This window comes from Roseivirga misakiensis (assembly GCF_001747105.1).
In the GTDB taxonomy this organism is placed as follows: domain Bacteria; phylum Bacteroidota; class Bacteroidia; order Cytophagales; family Cyclobacteriaceae; genus Roseivirga; species Roseivirga misakiensis.
In genome coordinates, this window is the sequence record NZ_MDGQ01000005.1 from 985,783 (window position 1) to 1,006,460 (window position 20,678).

Consider the following 20,678-nt stretch of genomic DNA (forward strand, 5'->3'; position numbering starts at 1 on the left):
GATGAAGTTTTTACATAAAATTTTAGAGAAACAGAGACCTATGTTTGAAAAGGGAGGTAAGCTTGAAAAGCTATACTACCTTTTTGAAGCAGGTGAAACGTTTATGTTCTCTCCATCTAGTACAGCTGCTAAGAAGGGAGTTCAAATCAGAGATGCAATAGACTTGAAGAGAATGATGATGACGGTGGTCATTGCCATGATCCCTTGTCTAATTTGGGGTATTTTCAATGTTGGTTACCAGCACAACATAGCAACGGGTCAAGAGACGACGTTTTTTAGTCTCGATAACCTGCTATTTGGTGCTAGGTGGGTATTACCAATCGTGTTGGTATCTTATGCTGCAGGTGGATTGCTAGAGGCATTGTTCGCTGTTATTCGTAAGCACCCAATCAATGAGGGCTTCCTCGTAACAGGAATGTTGATTCCGTTGATCGTACCGCCTACTATTCCATTATGGCAAGTAGCACTAGCAACAATATTTGGTGTTGTTGTTGGTAAGGAGATTTTCGGAGGAACAGGTATGAACGTATTAAACGTGGCCATGACTGCCCGAGCGTTTTTATACTTCGCCTATCCGTTAGAAATTTCAGGACAGGTTTGGACACAAATGGCAGGAGATACTGCCGTAAATGGTTACTCAGGTGCAACTGCACTAGCCGTGGCTAACAATGTTTCTATTGCCGGTACTCAAACTGTGGTGGAAGGACTTAATCAGGCAAACACAATGTTGGCAGCTCCTTTCTCAAGTGGAAGCTTCTTCAGTTTTGAGAATATGCTTATTGGAGGAATTCCAGGATCTATCGGAGAAACTTCTGCATTGATGGCCTTAATAGGCGGATTGATACTAATTGCTACCGGTGTAGGTAGTTGGAAGATAATTGTAAGTGTTTTTGCTGGTGCCTTTGCTATGGGGACCATATTTAACCTTGCAGGTGCAAATGAATTTATGGCATTACCAGCCCACTATCACTTAGTATTGGGTGGTTTAGCTTTTGGTGCTGTGTTTATGGCCACAGATCCTGTGTCTGCGGCACAAACAGAGATAGGTAAATGGATTTATGGAGCTTTAATAGGAATGTTAACGGTAATCATTCGAGTGCTGAATCCGGCATATCCGGAAGGAATAATGTTAGCAGTTCTATTTATGAATGTATTTGCTCCACTAATTGACTTTTATGTAGTTCAAGCAAACAAGAAAAGGAGGATGGCCCGTGCAACAGTCTAATAAATACATAATCATATTCTCACTTGTACTGACAGCAGTACTTGGAGGGATGTTATCAGGTGTTTCTCAAGTTTTGGGTCCTGCGCAGAAAAAAGCTCAGGATTTAGATACTAAGAAACAGATTTTAGGTGCTATACCTTCAGAAAAAGAAGCACTTGCAGGTATGGAAGCTGAGCAGATCTTAGCCAGATATAAAGAAGTAATCAGTAGTGAAGTTGCTGACTTTCAAGGAAACTTGGTAGACACCAACGAAAAGGGTGGTGCAATGGTGGCTGAAGAAGTGAACATTGAAAAGAACTACAAAAAATCTGCTGAAGACAGAATGTTCCCAGTATTCAAATACACCAACAACGGAGAAGAAGCTTACATTCTACCCGTTTATGGCGCTGGTCTTTGGGATGCAATTTGGGGCTTTGTGGCTGTTAACCCTGACTTGAAAAGTGTTAGAGGAATTAGCTTCGATCACAAAGGTGAAACACCAGGTTTAGGAGCAAGAATCACTAGTGATGACATTCAAGCGAGATATCAAGGCAAAAGTCTTTACAATGATAACGGTGAATTTGTAGCCATTACTATGGTAAAAGGCGAGAAGACGCCTGAAGACAAATTAGGCCCGAACAAAGTAGATGGTCTAGCTGGAGCAACACTTACAGCGAATGGTGTAAACGATATGTTGATGAATTACATCACCTACTACCAAAAGTATTTTGACAAGCACGTCAGAGGCGGTGCTATGACCCTTAATAACCAATAGAGATATGAGTACTGAAACTGTAGAAGCACCGGTAGCTAAAGAGTCAGAAGCTTTACTATCGAAAAGAAGGAAAAAGTTTATCACTGATCCTTTGAATGATGATAACCCTATTACCGTGCAGGTATTAGGTATCTGTTCAGCACTTGCTGTTACTACACAGATGAAGCCAACAATGGTTATGGCACTTTCTGTGATTTTCGTGATGATATTTTCAAACTTGATTATCTCACTATTAAGAAACGCTATCCCAGGTCGTGTTCGAATCATTGTTCAGCTGGCTATTGTAGCAACCTTAGTAACGCTGGTAAACGAAGTATTAAAAGCATACGCTTTTGATGTTTATAAGCAACTATCTGTATTCATTGGACTAATCATTACCAATTGTATTGTAATGGGGCGTCTTGAAGCTTTTGCTTTGGGTAATAAACCTTACGACTCAGTACTCGATGGATTAGGTTCTGGCCTTGGTTATTCTTGGATTATCCTTGTTGTAGCTTTCTTTAGAGAGCTTTGGGGATCAGGAAAAGTATTTGGTTATGATCTAATGGGAGCCATCGGCTTTGAGAACTTTGCGGCAAATGGTTTAATGGTGTCGCCAGTAGGAGCATTTATCGTACTTGGATTTATCATCTGGGTAATGCGTGCTAGGTCAGGATATGTAGAACATTAAGAAGGACGATCATGGATTTATTGAATTTAGGAATCAAATCAATTTTTATAGAGAACATGGTGTTTTCCTACTTCTTAGGAATGTGTTCTTTTCTGGCAGTATCTAAAAAGGTGTCGACTGCCTTTGGTCTAGGTTTAGCCGTAGTGTTCGTATTGGGTATTACTGTACCGATGAACTGGTTATTAAATGAGTTCGTATTAAACGAAGGAGCCCTCTCTTGGCTAGGTGCGGATTTCGCTGAGATTGACTTATCATTCTTAAGGTTTATCATGTTTATCGCGATTATTGCGGCCATGGTACAGCTTGTGGAAATGACTATCGAGAAATTTTCTCCATCACTATACGGATCGCTTGGTATTTTCTTGCCACTAATTGCGGTAAACTGTGCTATTCTTGGTTCGTCATTATTTATGGCGCAAAGAGATTATACAATCGGCGAAGCAACTGTCTTCGGTTTTGGATCGGGAACTGGTTTCTTCTTAGCGATAATTGCATTAGCAGCGATCAGAGAAAAGTTGAGATACTCTAATGTACCAGATGGTCTGAAAGGACTAGGTATAACAATGTTTATCACTGGTTTGATGGGAATCGCATTTATGAGCTTTATGGGTATTTCTATCTAAGAAATATTTTCCTTTATACAGAAGCCCTGTTTCACCAAGTGAGACAGGGCTTTTTTATTATGGCCCAATGAGCCCAATGAGTTTGACTAAATAATAGTGGCAATAATAGAGGGGGAGTAGGGCAGTCTATCTAAAGGATAATGATTCGACTACGGATTGATCTTAACGCTGCATCGATTTGAGCACTGAAATCATATTGACTTAGAAGAGGGTTAAGCATAAAAAAGCCGCAATGGATAATTCACTGCGGCTCTTCGTTTAATGTTTTTATGAGCAGCTATTAACCAGCTCTCATTGCTTCAACTGGATCAAGGCGAGCAGCCTTTGCTGAAGGAATTATTCCTGATACAAGACCAATTGTACTTGAGACGACTACACCAAGGATAACATTCTTTGAAGATAGTGCGACCTCCAGAGGAATAGGGATAAAGGTGAGCAGGTAGACTATTAGTATTCCAGCGACACCCCCAAATAAACAGAGGAAGATCGATTCAAATAAGAATTGAAACAATATGAAATAGTTTTTTGCTCCTAAAGATTTTTGGATACCGATCAGCTTGGTTCTTTCCTGAACAGAAACGAACATGATATTCATAATTCCGAACCCACCTACCAGTATGGCAAATCCACCAATTACCCAGCCAGCGATTCCCAATACATCAAATATTCCACCGAGCGCATCAGCAATAGCTTCAGGTCTATTCAGAGCAAAGTTAGTCTCATCCTTGGGCCTTAATCCACGAACCTTGCGGATCATACCTTCCATTTCATTTTGGAGCTCTACAAGCCCTATATCGTCTTCAAAACCTTTTACAGCCACCGAAGGATTAATACCAAATACGCGACCTATATAATAAAGCTTGGTGAACATCTTATAAGGAATAAAGACGCGGTCATCGCTGCTTGGTGTACCAATGAAGCTTTCTCCCTCACGCTCCATCACACCAATCACTCTAACTTTATATCCTTTAACCTTAATGTCTTGCCCAATGGCATCACCATTTGGAAAAAGCTGTTTGGCCACTTCATCGCCAATCACGGCGACGGTTCTTCCACCCTCAATTTCTTGTTGTGTAAAGTATCTGCCGCGCTCTACGGCTACTTCATAAACGTCTTTATACTGGTAGGTGATACCCCAGAGATCGGTGCCGCTTAAACTACTACTACCTTTTTTAATCGTAGTAGATGCTCTGCCAACAATTGTCACGGCTGACGCACTCTTCAAATTAGCGTTTAAGAATTCATACTCGCCGTAGTTGTTATTTGGCCTCCTGAAATACTTCCACCAAGGGTAGTTTGGGTCTGGTCCTGTACCGAAAGGGAATTTATCGACTGTGACTACATTGGAACCCAAGAAATCGAGACTGTCTTTAACATTCTTTTCTAAGGAGTCAACCAGTGTAAACACCAAGGTGATCAGCATGATACCAATCGTGACACCTAAAAGGGAAAGTGTAGTTCTTAAAAGGTTGGTTGTCAGTACCTGAATGGCAAATCTGACACTTTCACCTATTAGTTTTAGAAAAATTCCTAATCGCATACGGGGAGTACTTTATAGCAATGATATATATACAACGTAAAGGATGAAAAAATGTAAACACCTTCAAACACAAAATGGTTGAAAAAACTTATTCACATATTGAAAGGACGTTTATCCAGTTGAATGGACAACCTTTCATACTAAGCTGAGGTCAGGTCTGCTAGGTTGAGATTTACATCAGATAACCTGTGAACCTGAAGCAATTATGTTTATCTTTGCGAGCTTATTTAGGCCAAAGGTTTAACAGAGAATCCAAATATGAAATTATCAGCATTCAAGCTTGAGCTTCCAGAAGACAGAATCGCCAAATATCCAGTAGAAAACCGAGATGAGTCTAGACTCATGGTTTTACATAGGGATACTGGTGAAATTGAACACAAGATATTCAAAGACATTGTAGGCTATTTCGACGAAGGTGATGTAATGGTCAATAATGATACTAAGGTATTTCCTGCCAGACTTTATGGTCAGAAGGAGAAAACTGGTGCACAAATTGAAGTTTTCTTATTGAGGGAATTAAATGCTGAAATGCACCTTTGGGATGTACTCGTTGATCCTGCAAGAAAGATAAGAGTTGGTAATAAACTTTATTTTGGGGAAGGTGAATTGGTAGCTGAGGTTATCGATAACACCACTTCAAGAGGTAGAACCATCCGTTTCTTATATGATGGTACAGATGAGGAATTCTACAAGACGATCGATACGCTAGGTGAAACACCACTGCCTAGAACAATCCCAAGAGAGACAGAACCTGAGGATAGAGAGCGATTTCAAACGATATATGCTAAAAATGTTGGGGCAGTAGCAGCACCTGTGGCTGGTCTTCACTTTACTCAGCAAGTATTGAAGCGTCTTGAAATTAAGGGTGTAGATGTTTCTCCTATTACGCTGCATATTGGATTGGGAACCTTCAGACCAGTGGACGTTGAGGATTTGACGAAGCACAAGATGGATTCTGAGAATTACATAATCGAAGAATCGACTGCGCAAATTGTTAACAGAGCGTTAGACAATAAAAAAAGAGTATGTTCTATAGGAACTACTTCTATGAGAGCACTAGAATCATCTGTTTCGGCAAGTGATAGACTAAAAGCTAATTCGGCATGGACGGATAAATTCATCTTCCCTCCATATGAGTTTAAGATTTGTAATGCCTTATTGACTAATTTCCATTTACCTGAATCGACTCTACTTATGCAGGCAGCTGCTTTTGGTGGATACGATTTTATGATGGAAGCTTATCAAGTGGCGATCAAAGAGAATTACAGATTCTACAGCTATGGCGATGCTATGTTGATTCTCTAATCATTGAGAAGTACAAAAAAAGCCTCTCCGAGAATATCGGAGAGGCTTTTTTATGCCTTCGGTTTAGTGAATTATTGCTGTTCGGGAGAAACCATTTCATTGATTAATACTGGTTTTCCGTAACCGAGTTTCTCTAATCTTCGCATCTGTGTTTTAGCATCACCTACGACTAACCAGAACATTTTGTCTGGGTTTAGATACTTTTCAGAAAGTGCCTTGATTTTATCGACAGTCATATTTTGAACAATCGCTTCACGGTCTTTCACATAGTCATCTTCCCAGCCATATCTACTAATATTTTGTAGCATATTTAATTTTGAACCTGCTGTTTCAAAAGCCCTAGCATTACTCTTGATTAAGAAGCTCTTGGTCGTAGCCAAATCTTGCTCGTCATATCCGTTACCATAGTCAGCAAGGATATCTTTAACTAGCTGAGTTGATTCGTAGGTGACATTGGTTCTTACACCACTAGAGATCGTAAACGCACCGCTGTCGGTACTACCAGAAAATCCTGATCTTATGCCATAAGTGTAGCCTTTACCCTCTCTGAGTTGTTGCGTGAGCTGTGAAGCAAAACCACCGCCTCCAAGAATGTAATTCATTACTGTAGCTGGGTAGTAATCATCATCGGTTGCCGCAAGTGCTGGATAGCCAATCTGTAAAACAGATTGTTTAGCGTTAGGAACGTCGTAGAAGAATACTTGTGATTTATCGGGTGCAGATGGTGTATTGTAAACAGGAATGTCAACGGCCTTCGCTGCCCAGTCTTCTTCAATGGTTTTAAGAGAGCTCATAACATCATCTTGGCTAATGTCGCCTACAACATGCATGGTGGCCACAGAAGGAGAGATAAACTGGCTATAGTAGTTTTTCAAATCGTCAATTGTGATTGAATTCACGGATGCTTCCGAGCCTAAGATGTTTTTCGATCTGATATTATCCTTGCCATAAATGAGAATACTGTAAGCGTTATTTGCAACGGCATTTGGGTTCGCCTCTTGCTGCTTTATGCTGCTGACGATACTTTGCTTTCTAAGGTTAAATTCTTTTTCATCCCATCTTGGCTGGAGTAAAATTTCTTCAACCAATTCCATAGTTTTCTCATAATTCCTTCTCAACGTATTACCAGTTACTGATATACTTTCGGTACCGGCAAATACATTAATTGAAGCACCGAGTTGCGCTATCGCTTCTTCCAATTCCTTTGGAGTCCTGTTTTGAGTTCCTTGTGTCATTAAGTTTGCAGTAAGGTTCGCTACGCCAACCTTATCAATGTCATCCAGAAGGAGCCCTCCTTTTATAGTAAGGTTGAATTGAACAAGTGGCACTTCATCATTTTCTATACCCAAAACCTTCATTCCATTGATCAAAAAAGCTTTCCATACTTCAGGAATAGCCACATTTGGTGCATTGCCATAAGGTGGTTCTACTGTTCTATCAAACGTAGAAGGAGTTCGCTCATATTCAGCTTGAATTGAGGCATCGAACCTTTCTTCGGCACCTTGAACAATTTTTTCTTCCACTACATTGGCCATCACTGAACCGCTCAGCGCTTGTGACTTTCTGCCTTTAGGCACAAAACTAGTCGCAATGAAGTTCTTTCCTTTAATGTATTTGTTGTAGACCCTGTTCACGTCTTCGGCAGTGACATTCAAAATATTCTCAACATCCTGTTTTACAAATCCAGGGTCTTTAGCAAAAATATTATACTGAGCTAGTTGGAAGCCCTTGCCCAGAACACTGCTTAGGCCATTATAAAAACCTGTTTCTTGGCCAGCTTTAATCCTATCCAAATCTTTTTGTGGAATGCCCTCTGTCTCGAACTTTGCGAAAGCAGTTTGTACTGCTGTAGCTACATCGTCTAAGTTCTTGTCGGGAAACGCTCTAACAGATAATTGAAATTGTCCGGCTAACTCAGAGGCTCGGTTACCCATTCTGACACCAGAAGTGAGTTGCTCGTTTTCAACTAATACTTGATAGAAAGGCGCTTGTTTTCCTCTGGCTAAATACTGACCAAGTACATTTAAAGCATAAGAATCTGGGTGGTATAATTCAACAGTCGGCCAAACCATAGTTAGTTCAGGAAGTCTAGCAAAGTTATCTTCGTGATAAAGCTTTATTGTTTCATCAATTACTCCTGCACGTTTTGGTAGGTCTGTTATTTCTTCCCCCCTTGGGATTTCATCGAAATATTTTTGAACCCACTCTTTAGCTTGGGCGGATTCAAAGTCTCCTGCAATAACCAGCGTCGTGTTATTTGGGACATACCACCTTCTAAAAAACTGCTTAACATCATTTACAGTCGCAGCCTGGAGGTCTTCTAATGACCCAATCACTTGCCAGTTATAGGGGTGGTCTTCAGGGTAGAGTGCTTTATCGATCACGTAAGAAGTATGGCCATAAGGGCGGTTATCTACGCTTTGACGTTTCTCATTTTTAACCACCTGCTTTTCTTTAGCCAAGACAGGATCAGTCACGGTATTAATAAACCAGCCTAGTTTATCAGCTTCGGCCCATATCATCTTCTCTAGGGCGTCCTTTGGTACAGTTTGGAAATAGTTTGTTCTATCGCGGCTGGTAGAACCATTGGCACCCGAACCTCCAATTCTGGCACTCATTTTATCCAGTCCACCTTTACCAAGGTTCTCTGACTCTAAGAATAACAAGTGTTCGAATAAATGGGCAAAACCCGTTCTACCTTCAATTTCTCTGGCAGAACCAACATGAGCGGTTAAAGCTACAGCAACCACTGGGTCGGATTTATCGACGTGTAGTATTACCTCTAGACCATTGTCTAAAGTAAATTTCTCATAATCAACTTTGAATTCGGGTTTTTCCGTGGTCGATGTTGATTCACAAGACCAAAAAATAAGAGACCCGATCAATGCGATAATCAGGTTGAATTTGAGTTTTTTCATTGGTAGGTTATTTAAGAAACATTCGAGTATAGCCAATTAATCCGTCAGGTACAAAGACGGCTTATTTGGAGAGATAAAAAAGTACTATGCTTAGGTTACTTACCTGATAGCAATGGTATTAATGCCCATGCTTTGGATATCGGTACCATTGGCCACTACGTTTAGCCCAACCCAGCCAGTTCTAGTAGCTGAAGTAAAGGGTAAATAAGCCACGTCACTCCAAACACTTTGGCTGCTTGTAGTGAGTTGGCCATTTAAAAAATGTCCTAGAAATAATTCAGTGGCCGTTGTAAAACCAGTGATGCTACCATTGATTTCGATACCCGCAGGAAACAACACTAAGCTTTCTAGTGAAACATCAGAACCGATTAGTTCGAAAGAATCTTGGCTAGCTGTAATAGCATAACCAGTTGATCTTACGCTCAGCACCACATTGTCAGTCCAGCTAACCACTTGAAATCGAATATCTGTAGAATTATTTCCATCAACATCCAGATTGGCCTCATAAAAAGTGGAGTCACCAGTTTGAGTAGTCATTTCAAAATCGATACTTGTAATGTCTGTGTTGTAGCTTACAGTCGCCTGACTTGTATTTCCCATAATAACAAAAGGAGCAGTACCATCGGTGCCAGAGCCATCTCCATCATCAGAGGAGCAACTAAAAGCAAACAAGACGAGTAAAGAAAGTAAGACAGATTTTTTCATGGTGATATATGACTTATAATTGTGCAAGTTAATAGAAAAACGCTTTTCCAATTCTTGTAACGCAGTATTTATACATTGTTACATGTCGGAGATAAAACAATTTGTAGCAGTTAAACACCTACTTGTATGAAACTATTCAAAAATACCAGTAGGGAAACCGTCTATACTGTTCACATTCTTCTGTTTCCAATAATCCGATAACTCATCTTCTGTCTTTTTGTTAGCCCAATCGGCCAATATTTGTCGATCCTCTTTGTAGTCCATCAGAGGTACGGCAAAACCACACGAAGTCTGTACCGATTCCACATCAACCACAAATATGTTTCGTGCTCCAGCATTGTCACCAAAAGTTTCAATATAATCTTGCCATTCACCGTCTTGCTTGTGGATAGTTCTCGCCGTGCCGTAGACGCGAAGAATCAAAGGTTTACCATCAAATGCACAGAACATCAATGTTATTCTATTCACTAGTTTGAGGTGAGCGGCAGTTTCGTTACCGCTGCCAGTCATATTCAGCCAAGCGATTTGTTTTGGATTCAGAATATTCAAAGCGTCCATACCTTTTGGCGATACATTGACTCGGCCATCTTGCGCTGCAGTACCTGTAAAGAATATTTTTTGCTCTTGAATAAACTCAATATGCTGAGGTTCAAGTTGATCGAAGAATTTCGCCATAATAATGTCATTAGATACATCGAAATTTAGCGATAATTCTAAACCCGATTACGCAGAAAATCGACATTATTCTGCCGAAAAAAGTGTAGAAAGCATTTTGACGCCTCACACCTTTATTTACTTTTGTTCACCAATTTTTTCCAAATCTAGTATGTCTAATCACGCGCAGTTAATAGCCTCAGAACTCAGTATTCAACCCAAACAAGTTATAGATACCGTCAAATTGCTTGATGATGGTGGAACAGTCCCTTTTATTTCTCGGTACCGAAAAGAAATAACTGGAAGTTTAGATGAAGTAGCTGTAGCCAATATTAGAGATAGAGTACAGCAGTTGAGAGATTTAGATAAGCGTAAAGAAGCGATTCTAAAATCCTTGAAAGACCAGGAGAAACTAACGCCAGATTTGGCGCGTGAAGTAGAGAATGCAGAGAGCATGTCAAAGCTGGAAGATATTTATCTGCCTTACAAACCGAAACGGAAAACTAGAGCTAGTATAGCAAGAGAAAAAGGGCTTGAGCCGTTGGCCAAAATTATCTTCAAGCAAGAAATTAAAAACATCGAAGAAGAGGCGAAAAAGTACATTGATTCTGAAAAAGAAGTTGAAGATATAGCAAGCGCACTCCAAGGTGCTCGAGATATCATTGCCGAAGAAATTAATGAAAATGCAGAAGCGAGGGATCGCATGCGCAAGCTGTTTCAGAGAAGTGCCACCATCAAAAGCCGTGTTTTTACTGGTAAAGAGGAGCAAGCAGAAAAGTTTAAAGACTATTTTGAATGGGAAGAGAAATTGAGCCAAGCCCCATCGCACCGCGTCCTAGCTATGAGGCGAGGTGAATCGGAGATGCTCCTTATGTTAGACTTATTGCCACCAGAAGAGGAGGCACTGGCATTGTTGGATAAACAGTTTTTGAAAGGTAATGGGCCAGCAATGACGCAGGTTAAAGAAACCATTCGAGATTGCTACAAAAGGCTTTTGAGCCCCTCAATGGAAACGGAATTGCGGATGCTCTCGAAAAAGAAGGCCGATGAAGAGGCAATCGACGTTTTTGCTAAGAATTTGAAGGAATTACTCATGGCCGCACCACTTGGTGGTAAAAGAGTTTTGGCCATTGATCCTGGTTTCCGGACTGGCTGTAAAGTGGTTTGCCTAGATAAGCAAGGGAAGTTGTTGCACTACGAAGCCATTTTCCCAAATGAACCACAAAAGCAAATTGCAAAGGCAGGTGCCGTGGTATCTCATTTAGTAGAAAAATTTGAGTTAGAAGCCATAGCAATCGGCAACGGAACGGCTAGTAGAGAAACGGAGACATTTGTTCGTCAAATTGGTTTGCCAAAGGAGGTTCTGATAGTGATGGTCAATGAGAGCGGAGCTTCTATTTATTCTGCATCGGAAATTGCACGCAATGAATTTCCAAATGAAGATGTCACGGTAAGAGGGTCGGTTTCTATTGGAAGGCGCTTAATGGACCCATTGGCTGAACTGGTTAAACTAGACCCAAAATCAATTGGTGTAGGACAATATCAGCACGACGTAGATCAAACAGCCCTGAAAAAATCTCTTGATGATGTAGTGATGAGTTGTGTGAATGCCGTCGGGGTGGAAGTAAATACCGCTTCAGAGCAATTATTGACCTACGTTTCGGGTCTTGGCCCACAATTAGCAAAGAATATTGTCACCTACAGAAACGAAAATGGGCCTTTTAAAAATAGATCGGCTATCAAAAATGTGGCGAGGCTCGGCGATAAAGCCTACGAACAAGCCGCGGGCTTCCTCAGAATTAGAAATGCATCCAATCCTTTAGATAGTAGTGCGGTTCACCCCGAATCATACGCTTTGGTTAGGCAAATGGCCAAAGATTTAAACTGCGAGGTTAAGGACTTGATTGAGCAAGAGGCACTGAGAAAACGGATTGACGCCAAACGATACGTTACAGAAAAAGTAGGCTTACCTACTTTAAACGATATCATCGAAGAGCTGGCAAAACCAGGAAGAGATCCGAGAGAACAGTTTGAGGCATTCAACTTTGCCGATGATGTACACCATGTGGAAGATTTACGAGAGGGGATGAAATTGCCAGGTATCGTTACTAATGTCACCAATTTCGGTGCTTTCGTGGATATTGGAGTTCATCAAGACGGACTAGTTCATATCAGCGAAATGTCTGATACTTTCGTTAGCAATCCTGCCGATATTCTTTCTGTGCAACAAAAAGTAGAAGTCACTGTGACTGGCGTTGATATAGCACGGAAAAGAATTTCACTTTCAATGAAAACAGGGCAGAAGCCTAAACCAAAAAGAACTCAAAAACCGAAAAAGGTACGTCAGCCAGAAACCGATATGGCATCCAAACTTGCTGCATTAAAAGGGAAGTTTGGTGGTTAGTGTAGCGTTAAGCACAACTTCTGTTTCTAAGAAGGTTGATTAAGGTAGTCTTAGTTACGTAACTATTTAATTAGTTTTTTATTTGAAGAACTCTAAGTAGATTGTGGTTTAAAGCCAAATGCTATGTCACCAAGTCTCAAGCACGCCTATAAATCATTAAAGCGTTATAAAGCACCAACACTGATCAATTTTTTCGGATTTACGATCGGTCTTACGGGCGCTATTCTACTTTTAGCCATTCTGCTCCACGATCTGAATTTCGATAAGTATCACCAAAATGATAGGAGAGTCTATAGAATGTCTATAGGGTTGGATCTGCCAAGTGGGCCTCGGCACTTTGCGTCAACTTCGGTAATTAGTGGCGAAAATTTAGCCGAATCAATTCCTGAAGTCAAAGGAGTAATTCGTATGAGAACCATGCCTGCTACGCTCACGATCGGCGAAAGCATTTTAACAAACGAGCCCATCACTTATGTAGATTCTACCTTTTATGGTGGTTTTAAAGTGGAATTGGTACAGGGGACTTTACCCGAAACACGGGATCAAATATTGATAAGTTCTGCGACACGCGATCGCATTTTTGGCACCGATGATCCAATCGGTAAACCCCTAAATGCCGAGACTGCAGCTGGTGTTCAGCCGTTGTTAATTGCTGGAGTTTATGAAAGCTACCCCACCAATGTATCTTTTAGGCCCTCTTTTCTAGCTAACTTCGCACTGATAGAGGCACGCCACAATCGCAACCAAGGAGCGATAGTACCTTACTTAAGCACATTTGTTTTAACGGATAAAGCTGTATCGGCAGAGGTGCTCAATGAAAAAGTCAAAAATCATTTCGAAAGCAGTTTACCTGATGGGTTATCTGAAGTGATAAAACCACAAGTTGAAAATTACAGTCAGATACACTTTTTGAGAGGGTTAGAGTTTGATTTAGGCCAGAAACACGATAAAAGTACCTTGTGGATTTTAGGTCTGCTTGCCGCTTTTATATTGATTTCGACGGTAATCAACTACTTCAATGTTCAAATGGCTTTGGCTGTTCAGCGCACTAAAGAGCTTTCTATCAGAAAGGCCCTAGGTCAATCTTTCGGAAATAAGCTTTACCAAACCATGTCTGAGTCAGCTTTGCTTCTATTACCGTCTTTTGTCATCGGCGGATTTTCGATCCATTTACTTTTGAAGGAAATTGAGGCGTATACGGGTCAAAGCCTCAGTTCGGGGTGGTTGGCGGCAGATAAGTTGCCTGTTTTACTATTAGGACTCTTCATAACCTTCTGGATTATATCATTATCTATATCCATGCTATTGTTGAAAACATCAGGCAAAAGTTTAGTGGCCCGTAAATCAGTTTCTTCAAAATCCGTGGTGAGCAAAGGATTGATTGGGATACAATTTGCATTAGCTGGATTTTTCATTTTGAGTGCTATGGTCATTTCAAAACAACTGAAATATATGGATACCCTCGATATGGGATACGAACCGACAGGACTGTTGAATGTGACCTTAAACTCGCCAACTTTTGAAGAGGCTCAAAGGGTGAAAAATGTATTTCAGGGCGTTGCGGGCATTCAGTCTGCGACATTATCGCAATCATCTGTTTTCGGTGAAAAGGGAAAGGCTAATTTTCAGATAGAACAAGACACTGGTGCCGTAAGTATGCTCGTCAATTATAATTATATCGACGAAGATTTTGTGGCAACAAACGAGTTAAATATAATCGCTGGTGCCGATCTACGGCAAGGAAGCAAGCAAGTCTTAATAAACGAGCAAGCAGTTAAAACCTTTGGCTACGGTAGTTCAGAGGAAATTTTAAACAAGAAAATTGATTTTACTATTCGAGATACCACAATTCAATATACCGTTGGGGGAGTGATTTCGGACTACCACTATGCTACCATGCGCCAAATGATTGAGCCAATTGTGCTCTTGAAGAATGAAGGGAATGGCTATTTCAACCTTTCTTTGAAAACGACTGGAAGAAATATTCAAGCTATGGTGCCATCTCTGGAAGCAGCATGGGATCAATTATATCCAGGCTACCAATTCAGCTATCGTGCTCTGACTGATGTGTTGGAAAATGTGTATGAAGAAGATGCCCAAAAGGGGAGGTTTTATCAGTGGGCTACCTATTTGCTGGTGGTGATAGCAGCACTCGGTATTTTTGGCCTTACTTATCATTATGCCGATCAAAAGCGTAAAGAGATTGGGATCCGCAAAGCGATTGGCGCCCAATTGATTCATATTCTCCTTCAAATAGGGAAACCAATACTTTGGATAGCGGCTATAGCGGCCATTATAGCCATACCGATCGCTTATAATCTGTCTAGCGAATGGTTAAACGCTTACCAGTATAGAATTGAAATCGGAGCAACTTTAATCATCGCTACGGTTGTCCTCATGGTTTTACTTTCATTAATAGCGGTATTGTATCCAGGTATAAGAGCTGGTCGCATAAACCCAGTAGAGGCGTTGAGGGAAGAATAGCTACTGAGCATTCAGTTGATAGCCTCTGACATAATCGATAATAAATTCTCTTGGGTAATTATTATGGTTGCTGTTATGGCCGACCAAAGGAACCTCGTAAATGTTTAGCATGAATTGCATAGGATAATCGGGTGACTGATTTATCCTTCTGACCTTCTGTCTATCTATGTAGAAATCGACATAATCAGGAGTCCAATGAACGGCATAAGTATGAAAATCCTTAACGTCAAAATCGAAGAAGTCTTCATAGAATTCGTCCCTAATGTTAATATCGCCGAACGGATGAAGCCCATATCCAATAGTGGCACCTTGCTTTGGTTGTTTTGAACTAATTATTTCTACAATACAGATTTCGGCAGAACGGTGGGGTTCATCCTCTAGACCAATCATCCATAAAGCAAAAACGTTGTCTGTGCCTATGTCTGGGACGCTACACCTGATTTCGAAAAACCCATACTTGGGTGCATAGGTGGTTTCAAAAGGCTGTTCCTCTCTTACAATTAGATTTTTAGCGAAGCGATGTTGACCAAATGGGCTGCCAAGCGGCCCAGCAAACACTCCCGTTTGAAGGTTTGAAACCTTCACTTCACCATTGAATTCTTTGCTCCAAGGCTTTTGATCCTCGGTGATTTGTAAGACTAAATGTCCGTCTCTAAAGCAGTAATTGGGTTTGGTAGAACGCCGTGAACTCCATTGTGGAAGATAGAATGGTAGCCATTTGCTTTCATTGAACCTACCAGTATTAAAATCATCCTCAAATTCGAGAGAGAATTTTTCTAAATCCATTACAAATAAAAATCCTGTTTTAGTTATCCGGCGGATAAAGACTCAAGCGTTCGGTTCGGTGAAATGTGATGTTAAAAACAGCGATCGGTGGGAAAATTGTCGCTTCAAAAAGAACTTCTTTCGTCGAATAGTTTAACTCTACCACTTTACCATAATTGCCATTGTTAATGACCGCACCAGGAGAGAAAAAGACATGGTTAGTCATTGGATCATAGTCAATATCCGAAACAATTCTTGAGTAAGTTGGTCTACCCCTTTCTTTACCATATTGCCAGATTTGCTGAATTGTCATATTGGTCTGATCAACCTTGTATTGAACAGCCCTACTATAAGATCCAGTACCCGAAAAGTTTCTATTGTCACCATTATCAAAAAGCATAATATCCCCATTGGGCAATACTTGTGGCGCATGTTGATACCAATTCCATTCAAATGATGGGTCATTTGTAAAACCATCAAGTATCGATTGATTCGTTATGGTTTGGCCGGCGCTGTTCAATGGCGTCAATAACTTAGTGTTCAAATCGACGCCGTTTCCTGCAGTTCCCCAATCTTCATGTGGAGCCATAATCCAGACAACTTCATTTTGATCGTTTACTTTCACAAGTCCTTGAGTTCTACCAGAAACAATGATCGTATTATCCGAACCGTCATATTCTACAGCATTAATGTGAAACCAGTCGACTTGGTCTTGTGTCATCGCAAAACGCGTTTGCTCTAAAGACTGCCTAAAATCCCATTCATTTACAATCTGTTTTGTCCTTCGGTCGATCTCAATAATGTGATCTTCAACAGTGCTTAGGCCGTTTTTATTCACCGTCACTATAAAGTTGCCATTGGGTTTTTCCAATACTTGATGATGGAAAGAGTAACCGGGGAAATCCCACGTGTCGATCGTCTCACCAAGCATATTTACCTCATAAATTCTGCCGGAACTCCTATCGCCAAAGTACCAGTTTCCATTAGCCAGCCGCTCAATACCATTATCATAAAAGAGGTTATTTAAAACATTACTCGTTTCAAAGGTCAGGTACCATCGTATATCACCAAACTCATCGAAAATGAATGGCCGTTGTGGGTTTTGGTTACCATTATGTCCAAAATAACTCACCAGCGTCATCCCTTCCTTTTTGGCTGCTTTATTCGTATTAATTACAATGTTGGCAGGTAAATCGGCAAGTAATGGAGCCGTTTCTAAATTAATGGCACTTGTCCCCAAATCATTGCCTGATTCATCGTGCAGGGTCAATTCGATCGTATTATTATAACCTCCATAGAGCCCTAATATGTCTAGGTTATGACCGGTTCTAAACCCTGGAAACTCTTTCACTACATCAGAACTAGCACCGTTTTTCCCCACTACCCGAATTGTTGCCCTTGTTGGAATCGATGTCGACATAATGAGGCTAGAGGCCAAGGGAGAAAACCCAGAAGGGTTTTGAATAATGGTTTGAGATAGAATTTGGGGTTGCGTAAAAGTACTGCCAACTTCCAAGTCAGGTCCTCCTGTATCGTCGCTGTTACAGGCTTGGATTAAGATAATTACCAGCGATAGAAATAATGTCCTTTGGATGAATCGGTTCATATGGATTATTTGAGACCAGAAGATCAGTTAAAACGGACTTTTAATCAACTATTAAGGAATAATTCATTCTCGTTAGGCCAAATTACTTCACTATGTTGTGGTGAATTGAAATTACAGTGGTGATAAACTCTCTGATATGAGAAAATTCTTGATTAGTTTAAGCTTTAATATTAGTCTAAACCAACCATGAGATTATCATCTAAAACCACTTTAGTATCCTGCCTCTTAGTCTTTACTGTAGTGATGTCTTGTTCTTTAAACACAGAACAAACTGCCACAATTGATCCGGAAACCTATTGGGGAGAAAACCCTTGGCCTGAAATCAGAAAATCAAGAATATCAAAGCTACTTCCAGAAGCTATGAAGGCCGCAAATGTAGATTGCTGGTTGGTGGTTTGCCGAGAGAATAACAATGATCCGATTGCACCACATGTGGGGGGAGAAAACGCTGGTGGTACGGCTGCATTTTTATTTTATATCGATGGAGAAGGCTTCCATTCTAAGGTTTATTCCCCTTCTGGTGAGGCCACTGCCTTGGACGATTTAGATATTCACGATGAAGTGGTGAGTGTAAGAGGTGCTTCGACGGTAGGCATGGCCATAGACTTTATAAAAGAGAGTGGATTTGACCAAATAGCGATCAATTCTTCTTCGTCGAATTCAATGGCGGATGGCTTATCATATACGCAGCGACAGTCTATCGAATCACGGTTGGGTACTGATGTAGACAAGTTGGTATCGTCGACAGAATTAATCTACGAGTGGTTGTCTATCAAATTACCCGAAGAGGTAGAAATACTGAGAAAAGCTGCACAACTAACCGCTGATTGGCAGGTCGAAGCCTACGAACAAGTAGTGCCTGGTAAATCAACTGATGCGGATATTGCTAAATTTCTCAAGCAGAAAATGGCCAGTTATGGCGTGACTGATGGTTGGGCTCCTGACCAAAACCCAAATGTTAATTCAGGGCCAGATCGAGGTCATTCTCATGCTACAGATAAGGTGATCATGCCCGGTGATGTCATTCAAATTGACTTTGGTATCAAATTATACGATCGCTGGGTAAGTGACATTCAGCGATTTGCCTATGTCTTGAAAGAAGGAGAAACAGAAGCACCAGAAGATATTCAGTTCTATTGGGAAAGTGGTAAAGCAGGTAGTAGAGCCGCTTTGGCCGCGATGAAACCCGGAGTAACGGGTGCAAGCGTCGATCGGGCGCAGAGGCTCTTGATGCAGGCAGCCAAGTCAGAATCGGTGCCGTGGAGTACAGGGCATCCTGTGGGTTACGTTGCCCATGATGTTGGCCCGAGCCTCGGTGGAGGTATGTCCAAGCGGGTAAGACCTTCTTCCGCTAAGTTGTTGAAGGAAGGGATGACTTTCGCATTTGACGGTTTTCATGCTTGGAAAAGGGCTGATGGCACAGAAAAGACCATTTCTGTCGAAGAAATGGCCGTTGTTACTACAAACGGAGCGGAATACTTGATTCCACCCCAAGAGGAGTTAATTCTAATTGGACTTAAATAAGTAGTCCTACCTGTTTAGGTAATTCATGGCTTTAGCCATGGCCACATCCTCTTTGCGCTTATAGTCTTCGTAAGTCCTCTTAACCACAATATCTGGTTTTACTCCATGACCGTAGAAATCAGGGTTCGCTACAGAAGAATAATACCGAACCACAGGTATGTAATAAGTCACCTTTGAGTTGGGCAAAGTTATTTGGTACTGCAAGGCGCTGTTGTTCCCGTAGTATCCGCCGCCAACTTCTCGACCGATGAATGTTCCCCTTTTATTGTAGTGTAATATAGCGGCCACATCGGCAGAGGTAGAAAAAGTGTTGCCATCCGTCAAGATGACTAATTCTCCCTCGAAAGAGTTCTTTCTAGACTTTTGCTTGGCTAGTGGTTTATGATAATTGAAGGTGAAATAACCTGGTTTTGCTTTATCTTTCTTGAACAGTATACCGATCGTGTTGTACCATTTCGTATTTGAGTAATCCTTGTATTTGAACTTGCTCGTTACCGTTTCCATTCTATCGAAGTATTTGAAATCCTCGTTAAGCAAATACTGACATAAAAGGGCACCAAATACGTCTGATCCACCGCCGTTTCCTCTCAAATCTAGAATCAATTTTTGGGTATTATTCTCCTTTAAAGTTTTGAAAGTGTTCTTTAGTAGTTTTTTGTATTTGATTTTATTCGATTTCAGCCATCCGCGTGAAAATGTATTAATGTCTAAATAACCAGTGCCATCGATCATTTTGAAACTGGCTAAAGGTGTTTTTTTCGCATTGCCTGTATTTGGATAGCGGTCTGCCTGAATAGTCTGGTGTTCGCTTTTCGTTAAACCCTTAACATTTACAGTCTGAGTGCTGCCTGAACCTGGCGCTCGGAATTCTATTTCAAAACTTTCCGTAGGTTTACTAAAAGTCTGATAAAAGCGACTGAAATTCCAAGCCACAAAACTCCTTCGCTTGGTTAGGTTGAAACCATCCGATGGAGCAAATCTCAAAAGGCCATCAAATACCTCTTGCATTGGCTCACCGTTTAATCGCGTGATCTGCGATCCGGCAGGGATCGATTTGTCGTTTGTCAAATCGTGAATCACCGTAAAAACGGAATCTTCAAAATAGATATTAATAGGTAGGGTATAGGGTTTTGATTCGAACTCATTTCTCCAAAATGTGGGTGTTTCCATCCAAGAATGACCACAGTTAATAGCGGCGTAAAACTCCTGTAAAAGAGCATAAAATTCCTTTTTTGAAAGATCCTGGGATAATTGATTTTCGATTTTATTGAATCTAGCCTCTACATCAATTGAATCACTATACCAATAGAGCCCTGGATGAATGTCTTCTATAGAATTCTTGAATATCTTAAAATCCTCCTGCATTGCTTCGACGCTAAAGTCCGATTGAGCAATGGCATTTAGACTGATTAACCATAAATAGGCTGATAGTAGGAGAAAATTGATTCTTGAATAAGGTCGTTTCATGAGTTTGTTTTTGCCTCATGTATACTAACCCAGT

General features: G+C 40.9%; 15 protein-coding genes. 8 read left to right on the forward strand and 7 right to left on the reverse strand.

Annotation, left to right across the window (positions count from 1 at the left end):
* Position 1 precedes the first annotated feature (1 nt).
* From BFP71_RS11995 to nqrE, 4 genes are read left to right on the forward strand one after another with little or no spacing between them, the layout of a single operon-like run.
* Positions 2 to 1,225, forward strand: coding sequence for an NADH:ubiquinone reductase (Na(+)-transporting) subunit B (locus tag BFP71_RS11995; RefSeq protein ID WP_069835703.1), 1,224 nt, complete (start codon positions 2 to 4; stop codon positions 1,223 to 1,225).
* Positions 1,212 to 1,979 (forward strand): NADH:ubiquinone reductase (Na(+)-transporting) subunit C, encoded by a 768-nt coding sequence (gene nqrC / locus BFP71_RS12000; RefSeq protein WP_069835704.1) that lies wholly within the window; start codon positions 1,212 to 1,214, stop codon positions 1,977 to 1,979. Before BFP71_RS11995 ends, nqrC begins: the two co-directional genes overlap by 14 nt.
* A 4-nt stretch (positions 1,980 to 1,983) precedes the next feature.
* Positions 1,984 to 2,649 carry an NADH:ubiquinone reductase (Na(+)-transporting) subunit D gene (locus BFP71_RS12005; RefSeq protein WP_069835705.1) on the forward strand — a complete coding sequence of 222 codons (666 nt, stop codon included), beginning with the start codon at positions 1,984 to 1,986 and terminating at the stop codon, positions 2,647 to 2,649.
* An 11-nt stretch (positions 2,650 to 2,660) separates the two neighbouring features.
* Positions 2,661 to 3,272 (forward strand): NADH:ubiquinone reductase (Na(+)-transporting) subunit E, encoded by a 612-nt coding sequence (nqrE, locus tag BFP71_RS12010; protein WP_069835706.1) that lies wholly within the window; start codon positions 2,661 to 2,663, stop codon positions 3,270 to 3,272.
* Positions 3,273 to 3,552: 280 nt separating this feature from the next.
* Here the strand turns inward: nqrE and BFP71_RS12015 are convergent, their stop codons facing one another.
* Positions 3,553 to 4,812 carry an ABC transporter permease gene (locus BFP71_RS12015; RefSeq protein ID WP_069835707.1) on the reverse strand — a complete coding sequence of 420 codons (1,260 nt, stop codon included), beginning with the start codon at positions 4,810 to 4,812 and terminating at the stop codon, positions 3,553 to 3,555.
* A 258-nt stretch (positions 4,813 to 5,070) separates the two neighbouring features.
* Between BFP71_RS12015 and queA the strand changes: the two genes are divergently transcribed.
* Entirely contained in the window at positions 5,071 to 6,117 is a 1,047-nt protein-coding gene (gene queA, locus BFP71_RS12020) for a tRNA preQ1(34) S-adenosylmethionine ribosyltransferase-isomerase QueA (protein ID WP_069835708.1), read from the forward strand.
* Positions 6,118 to 6,188: 71 nt separating this feature from the next.
* Here queA and BFP71_RS12025 read toward each other — a convergent pair whose 3' ends face one another.
* From BFP71_RS12025 to BFP71_RS12035, 3 genes are all read right to left on the reverse strand, one after another.
* Positions 6,189 to 9,035 carry a M16 family metallopeptidase gene (locus BFP71_RS12025; RefSeq protein WP_069835709.1) on the reverse strand — a complete coding sequence of 949 codons (2,847 nt, stop codon included), beginning with the start codon at positions 9,033 to 9,035 and terminating at the stop codon, positions 6,189 to 6,191.
* A gap of 99 nt (positions 9,036 to 9,134) precedes the next feature.
* Positions 9,135 to 9,740 carry a hypothetical protein gene (locus tag BFP71_RS12030; RefSeq protein WP_069835710.1) on the reverse strand — a complete coding sequence of 202 codons (606 nt, stop codon included), beginning with the start codon at positions 9,738 to 9,740 and terminating at the stop codon, positions 9,135 to 9,137.
* 132 nt (positions 9,741 to 9,872) lie between these two features.
* Positions 9,873 to 10,415, reverse strand: coding sequence for a pyridoxamine 5'-phosphate oxidase family protein (locus BFP71_RS12035; protein WP_069835711.1), 543 nt, complete (start codon positions 10,413 to 10,415; stop codon positions 9,873 to 9,875).
* A 151-nt stretch (positions 10,416 to 10,566) separates the two neighbouring features.
* Here BFP71_RS12035 and BFP71_RS12040 point away from each other — a divergent pair, with 151 nt between their 5' ends.
* Positions 10,567 to 12,798, forward strand: coding sequence for a Tex family protein (locus BFP71_RS12040; RefSeq protein WP_069837063.1), 2,232 nt, complete (start codon positions 10,567 to 10,569; stop codon positions 12,796 to 12,798).
* A 123-nt stretch (positions 12,799 to 12,921) separates the two neighbouring features.
* Positions 12,922 to 15,282, forward strand: coding sequence for an ABC transporter permease (locus tag BFP71_RS12045; RefSeq protein ID WP_069835712.1), 2,361 nt, complete (start codon positions 12,922 to 12,924; stop codon positions 15,280 to 15,282).
* On the opposite strand, the gene BFP71_RS12050 is transcribed toward BFP71_RS12045, so the two are convergent.
* Both BFP71_RS12050 and BFP71_RS12055 read right to left on the reverse strand, forming a co-directional pair.
* A complete protein-coding gene (locus BFP71_RS12050; protein WP_069835713.1) occupies positions 15,283 to 16,068 on the reverse strand; it encodes a glycoside hydrolase family 16 protein in 786 nt (261 codons plus the stop codon).
* A 19-nt stretch (positions 16,069 to 16,087) separates the two neighbouring features.
* On the reverse strand, positions 16,088 to 17,653 hold the full coding sequence (locus BFP71_RS12055; RefSeq protein WP_069835714.1) for an aryl-sulfate sulfotransferase: 1,566 nt from the start codon (positions 17,651 to 17,653) through the stop codon (positions 16,088 to 16,090).
* Between the two features lie 186 nt (positions 17,654 to 17,839).
* Between BFP71_RS12055 and BFP71_RS12060 the strand changes: the two genes are divergently transcribed.
* On the forward strand, positions 17,840 to 19,177 hold the full coding sequence (locus tag BFP71_RS12060) for a M24 family metallopeptidase (protein ID WP_069835715.1): 1,338 nt from the start codon (positions 17,840 to 17,842) through the stop codon (positions 19,175 to 19,177).
* 6 nt (positions 19,178 to 19,183) lie between these two features.
* Here the strand turns inward: BFP71_RS12060 and BFP71_RS12065 are convergent, their stop codons facing one another.
* On the reverse strand, positions 19,184 to 20,644 hold the full coding sequence (locus tag BFP71_RS12065; protein WP_069835716.1) for a S41 family peptidase: 1,461 nt from the start codon (positions 20,642 to 20,644) through the stop codon (positions 19,184 to 19,186).
* Positions 20,645 to 20,678 lie beyond the last annotated feature (34 nt).

What these genes read in the sequence shown, in the direction of transcription:
- nqrE (WP_069835706.1), top strand. Translation starts at nt 2,661, where the DNA reads ATGGATTTATTGAATTTAGGAATCAAATCAATTTTTATAGAGAACATG.
- BFP71_RS12050 (WP_069835713.1), bottom strand. Translation starts at nt 16,068, where the DNA reads ATGGATTTAGAAAAATTCTCTCTCGAATTTGAGGATGATTTTAATACT.
- BFP71_RS12035 (WP_069835711.1), bottom strand. Translation starts at nt 10,415, where the DNA reads ATGGCGAAATTCTTCGATCAACTTGAACCTCAGCATATTGAGTTTATT.
- BFP71_RS12055 (WP_069835714.1), bottom strand. Translation starts at nt 17,653, where the DNA reads ATGAACCGATTCATCCAAAGGACATTATTTCTATCGCTGGTAATTATC.
- BFP71_RS12030 (WP_069835710.1), bottom strand. Translation starts at nt 9,740, where the DNA reads ATGAAAAAATCTGTCTTACTTTCTTTACTCGTCTTGTTTGCTTTTAGT.
- queA (WP_069835708.1), top strand. Translation starts at nt 5,071, where the DNA reads ATGAAATTATCAGCATTCAAGCTTGAGCTTCCAGAAGACAGAATCGCC.
- BFP71_RS12015 (WP_069835707.1), bottom strand. Translation starts at nt 4,812, where the DNA reads ATGCGATTAGGAATTTTTCTAAAACTAATAGGTGAAAGTGTCAGATTT.
- BFP71_RS12040 (WP_069837063.1), top strand. Translation starts at nt 10,567, where the DNA reads ATGTCTAATCACGCGCAGTTAATAGCCTCAGAACTCAGTATTCAACCC.
- BFP71_RS12065 (WP_069835716.1), bottom strand. Translation starts at nt 20,644, where the DNA reads ATGAAACGACCTTATTCAAGAATCAATTTTCTCCTACTATCAGCCTAT.
- BFP71_RS12060 (WP_069835715.1), top strand. Translation starts at nt 17,840, where the DNA reads ATGAGATTATCATCTAAAACCACTTTAGTATCCTGCCTCTTAGTCTTT.
- BFP71_RS12005 (WP_069835705.1), top strand. Translation starts at nt 1,984, where the DNA reads ATGAGTACTGAAACTGTAGAAGCACCGGTAGCTAAAGAGTCAGAAGCT.
- BFP71_RS12045 (WP_069835712.1), top strand. Translation starts at nt 12,922, where the DNA reads ATGTCACCAAGTCTCAAGCACGCCTATAAATCATTAAAGCGTTATAAA.
- BFP71_RS11995 (WP_069835703.1), top strand. Translation starts at nt 2, where the DNA reads ATGAAGTTTTTACATAAAATTTTAGAGAAACAGAGACCTATGTTTGAA.
- BFP71_RS12025 (WP_069835709.1), bottom strand. Translation starts at nt 9,035, where the DNA reads ATGAAAAAACTCAAATTCAACCTGATTATCGCATTGATCGGGTCTCTT.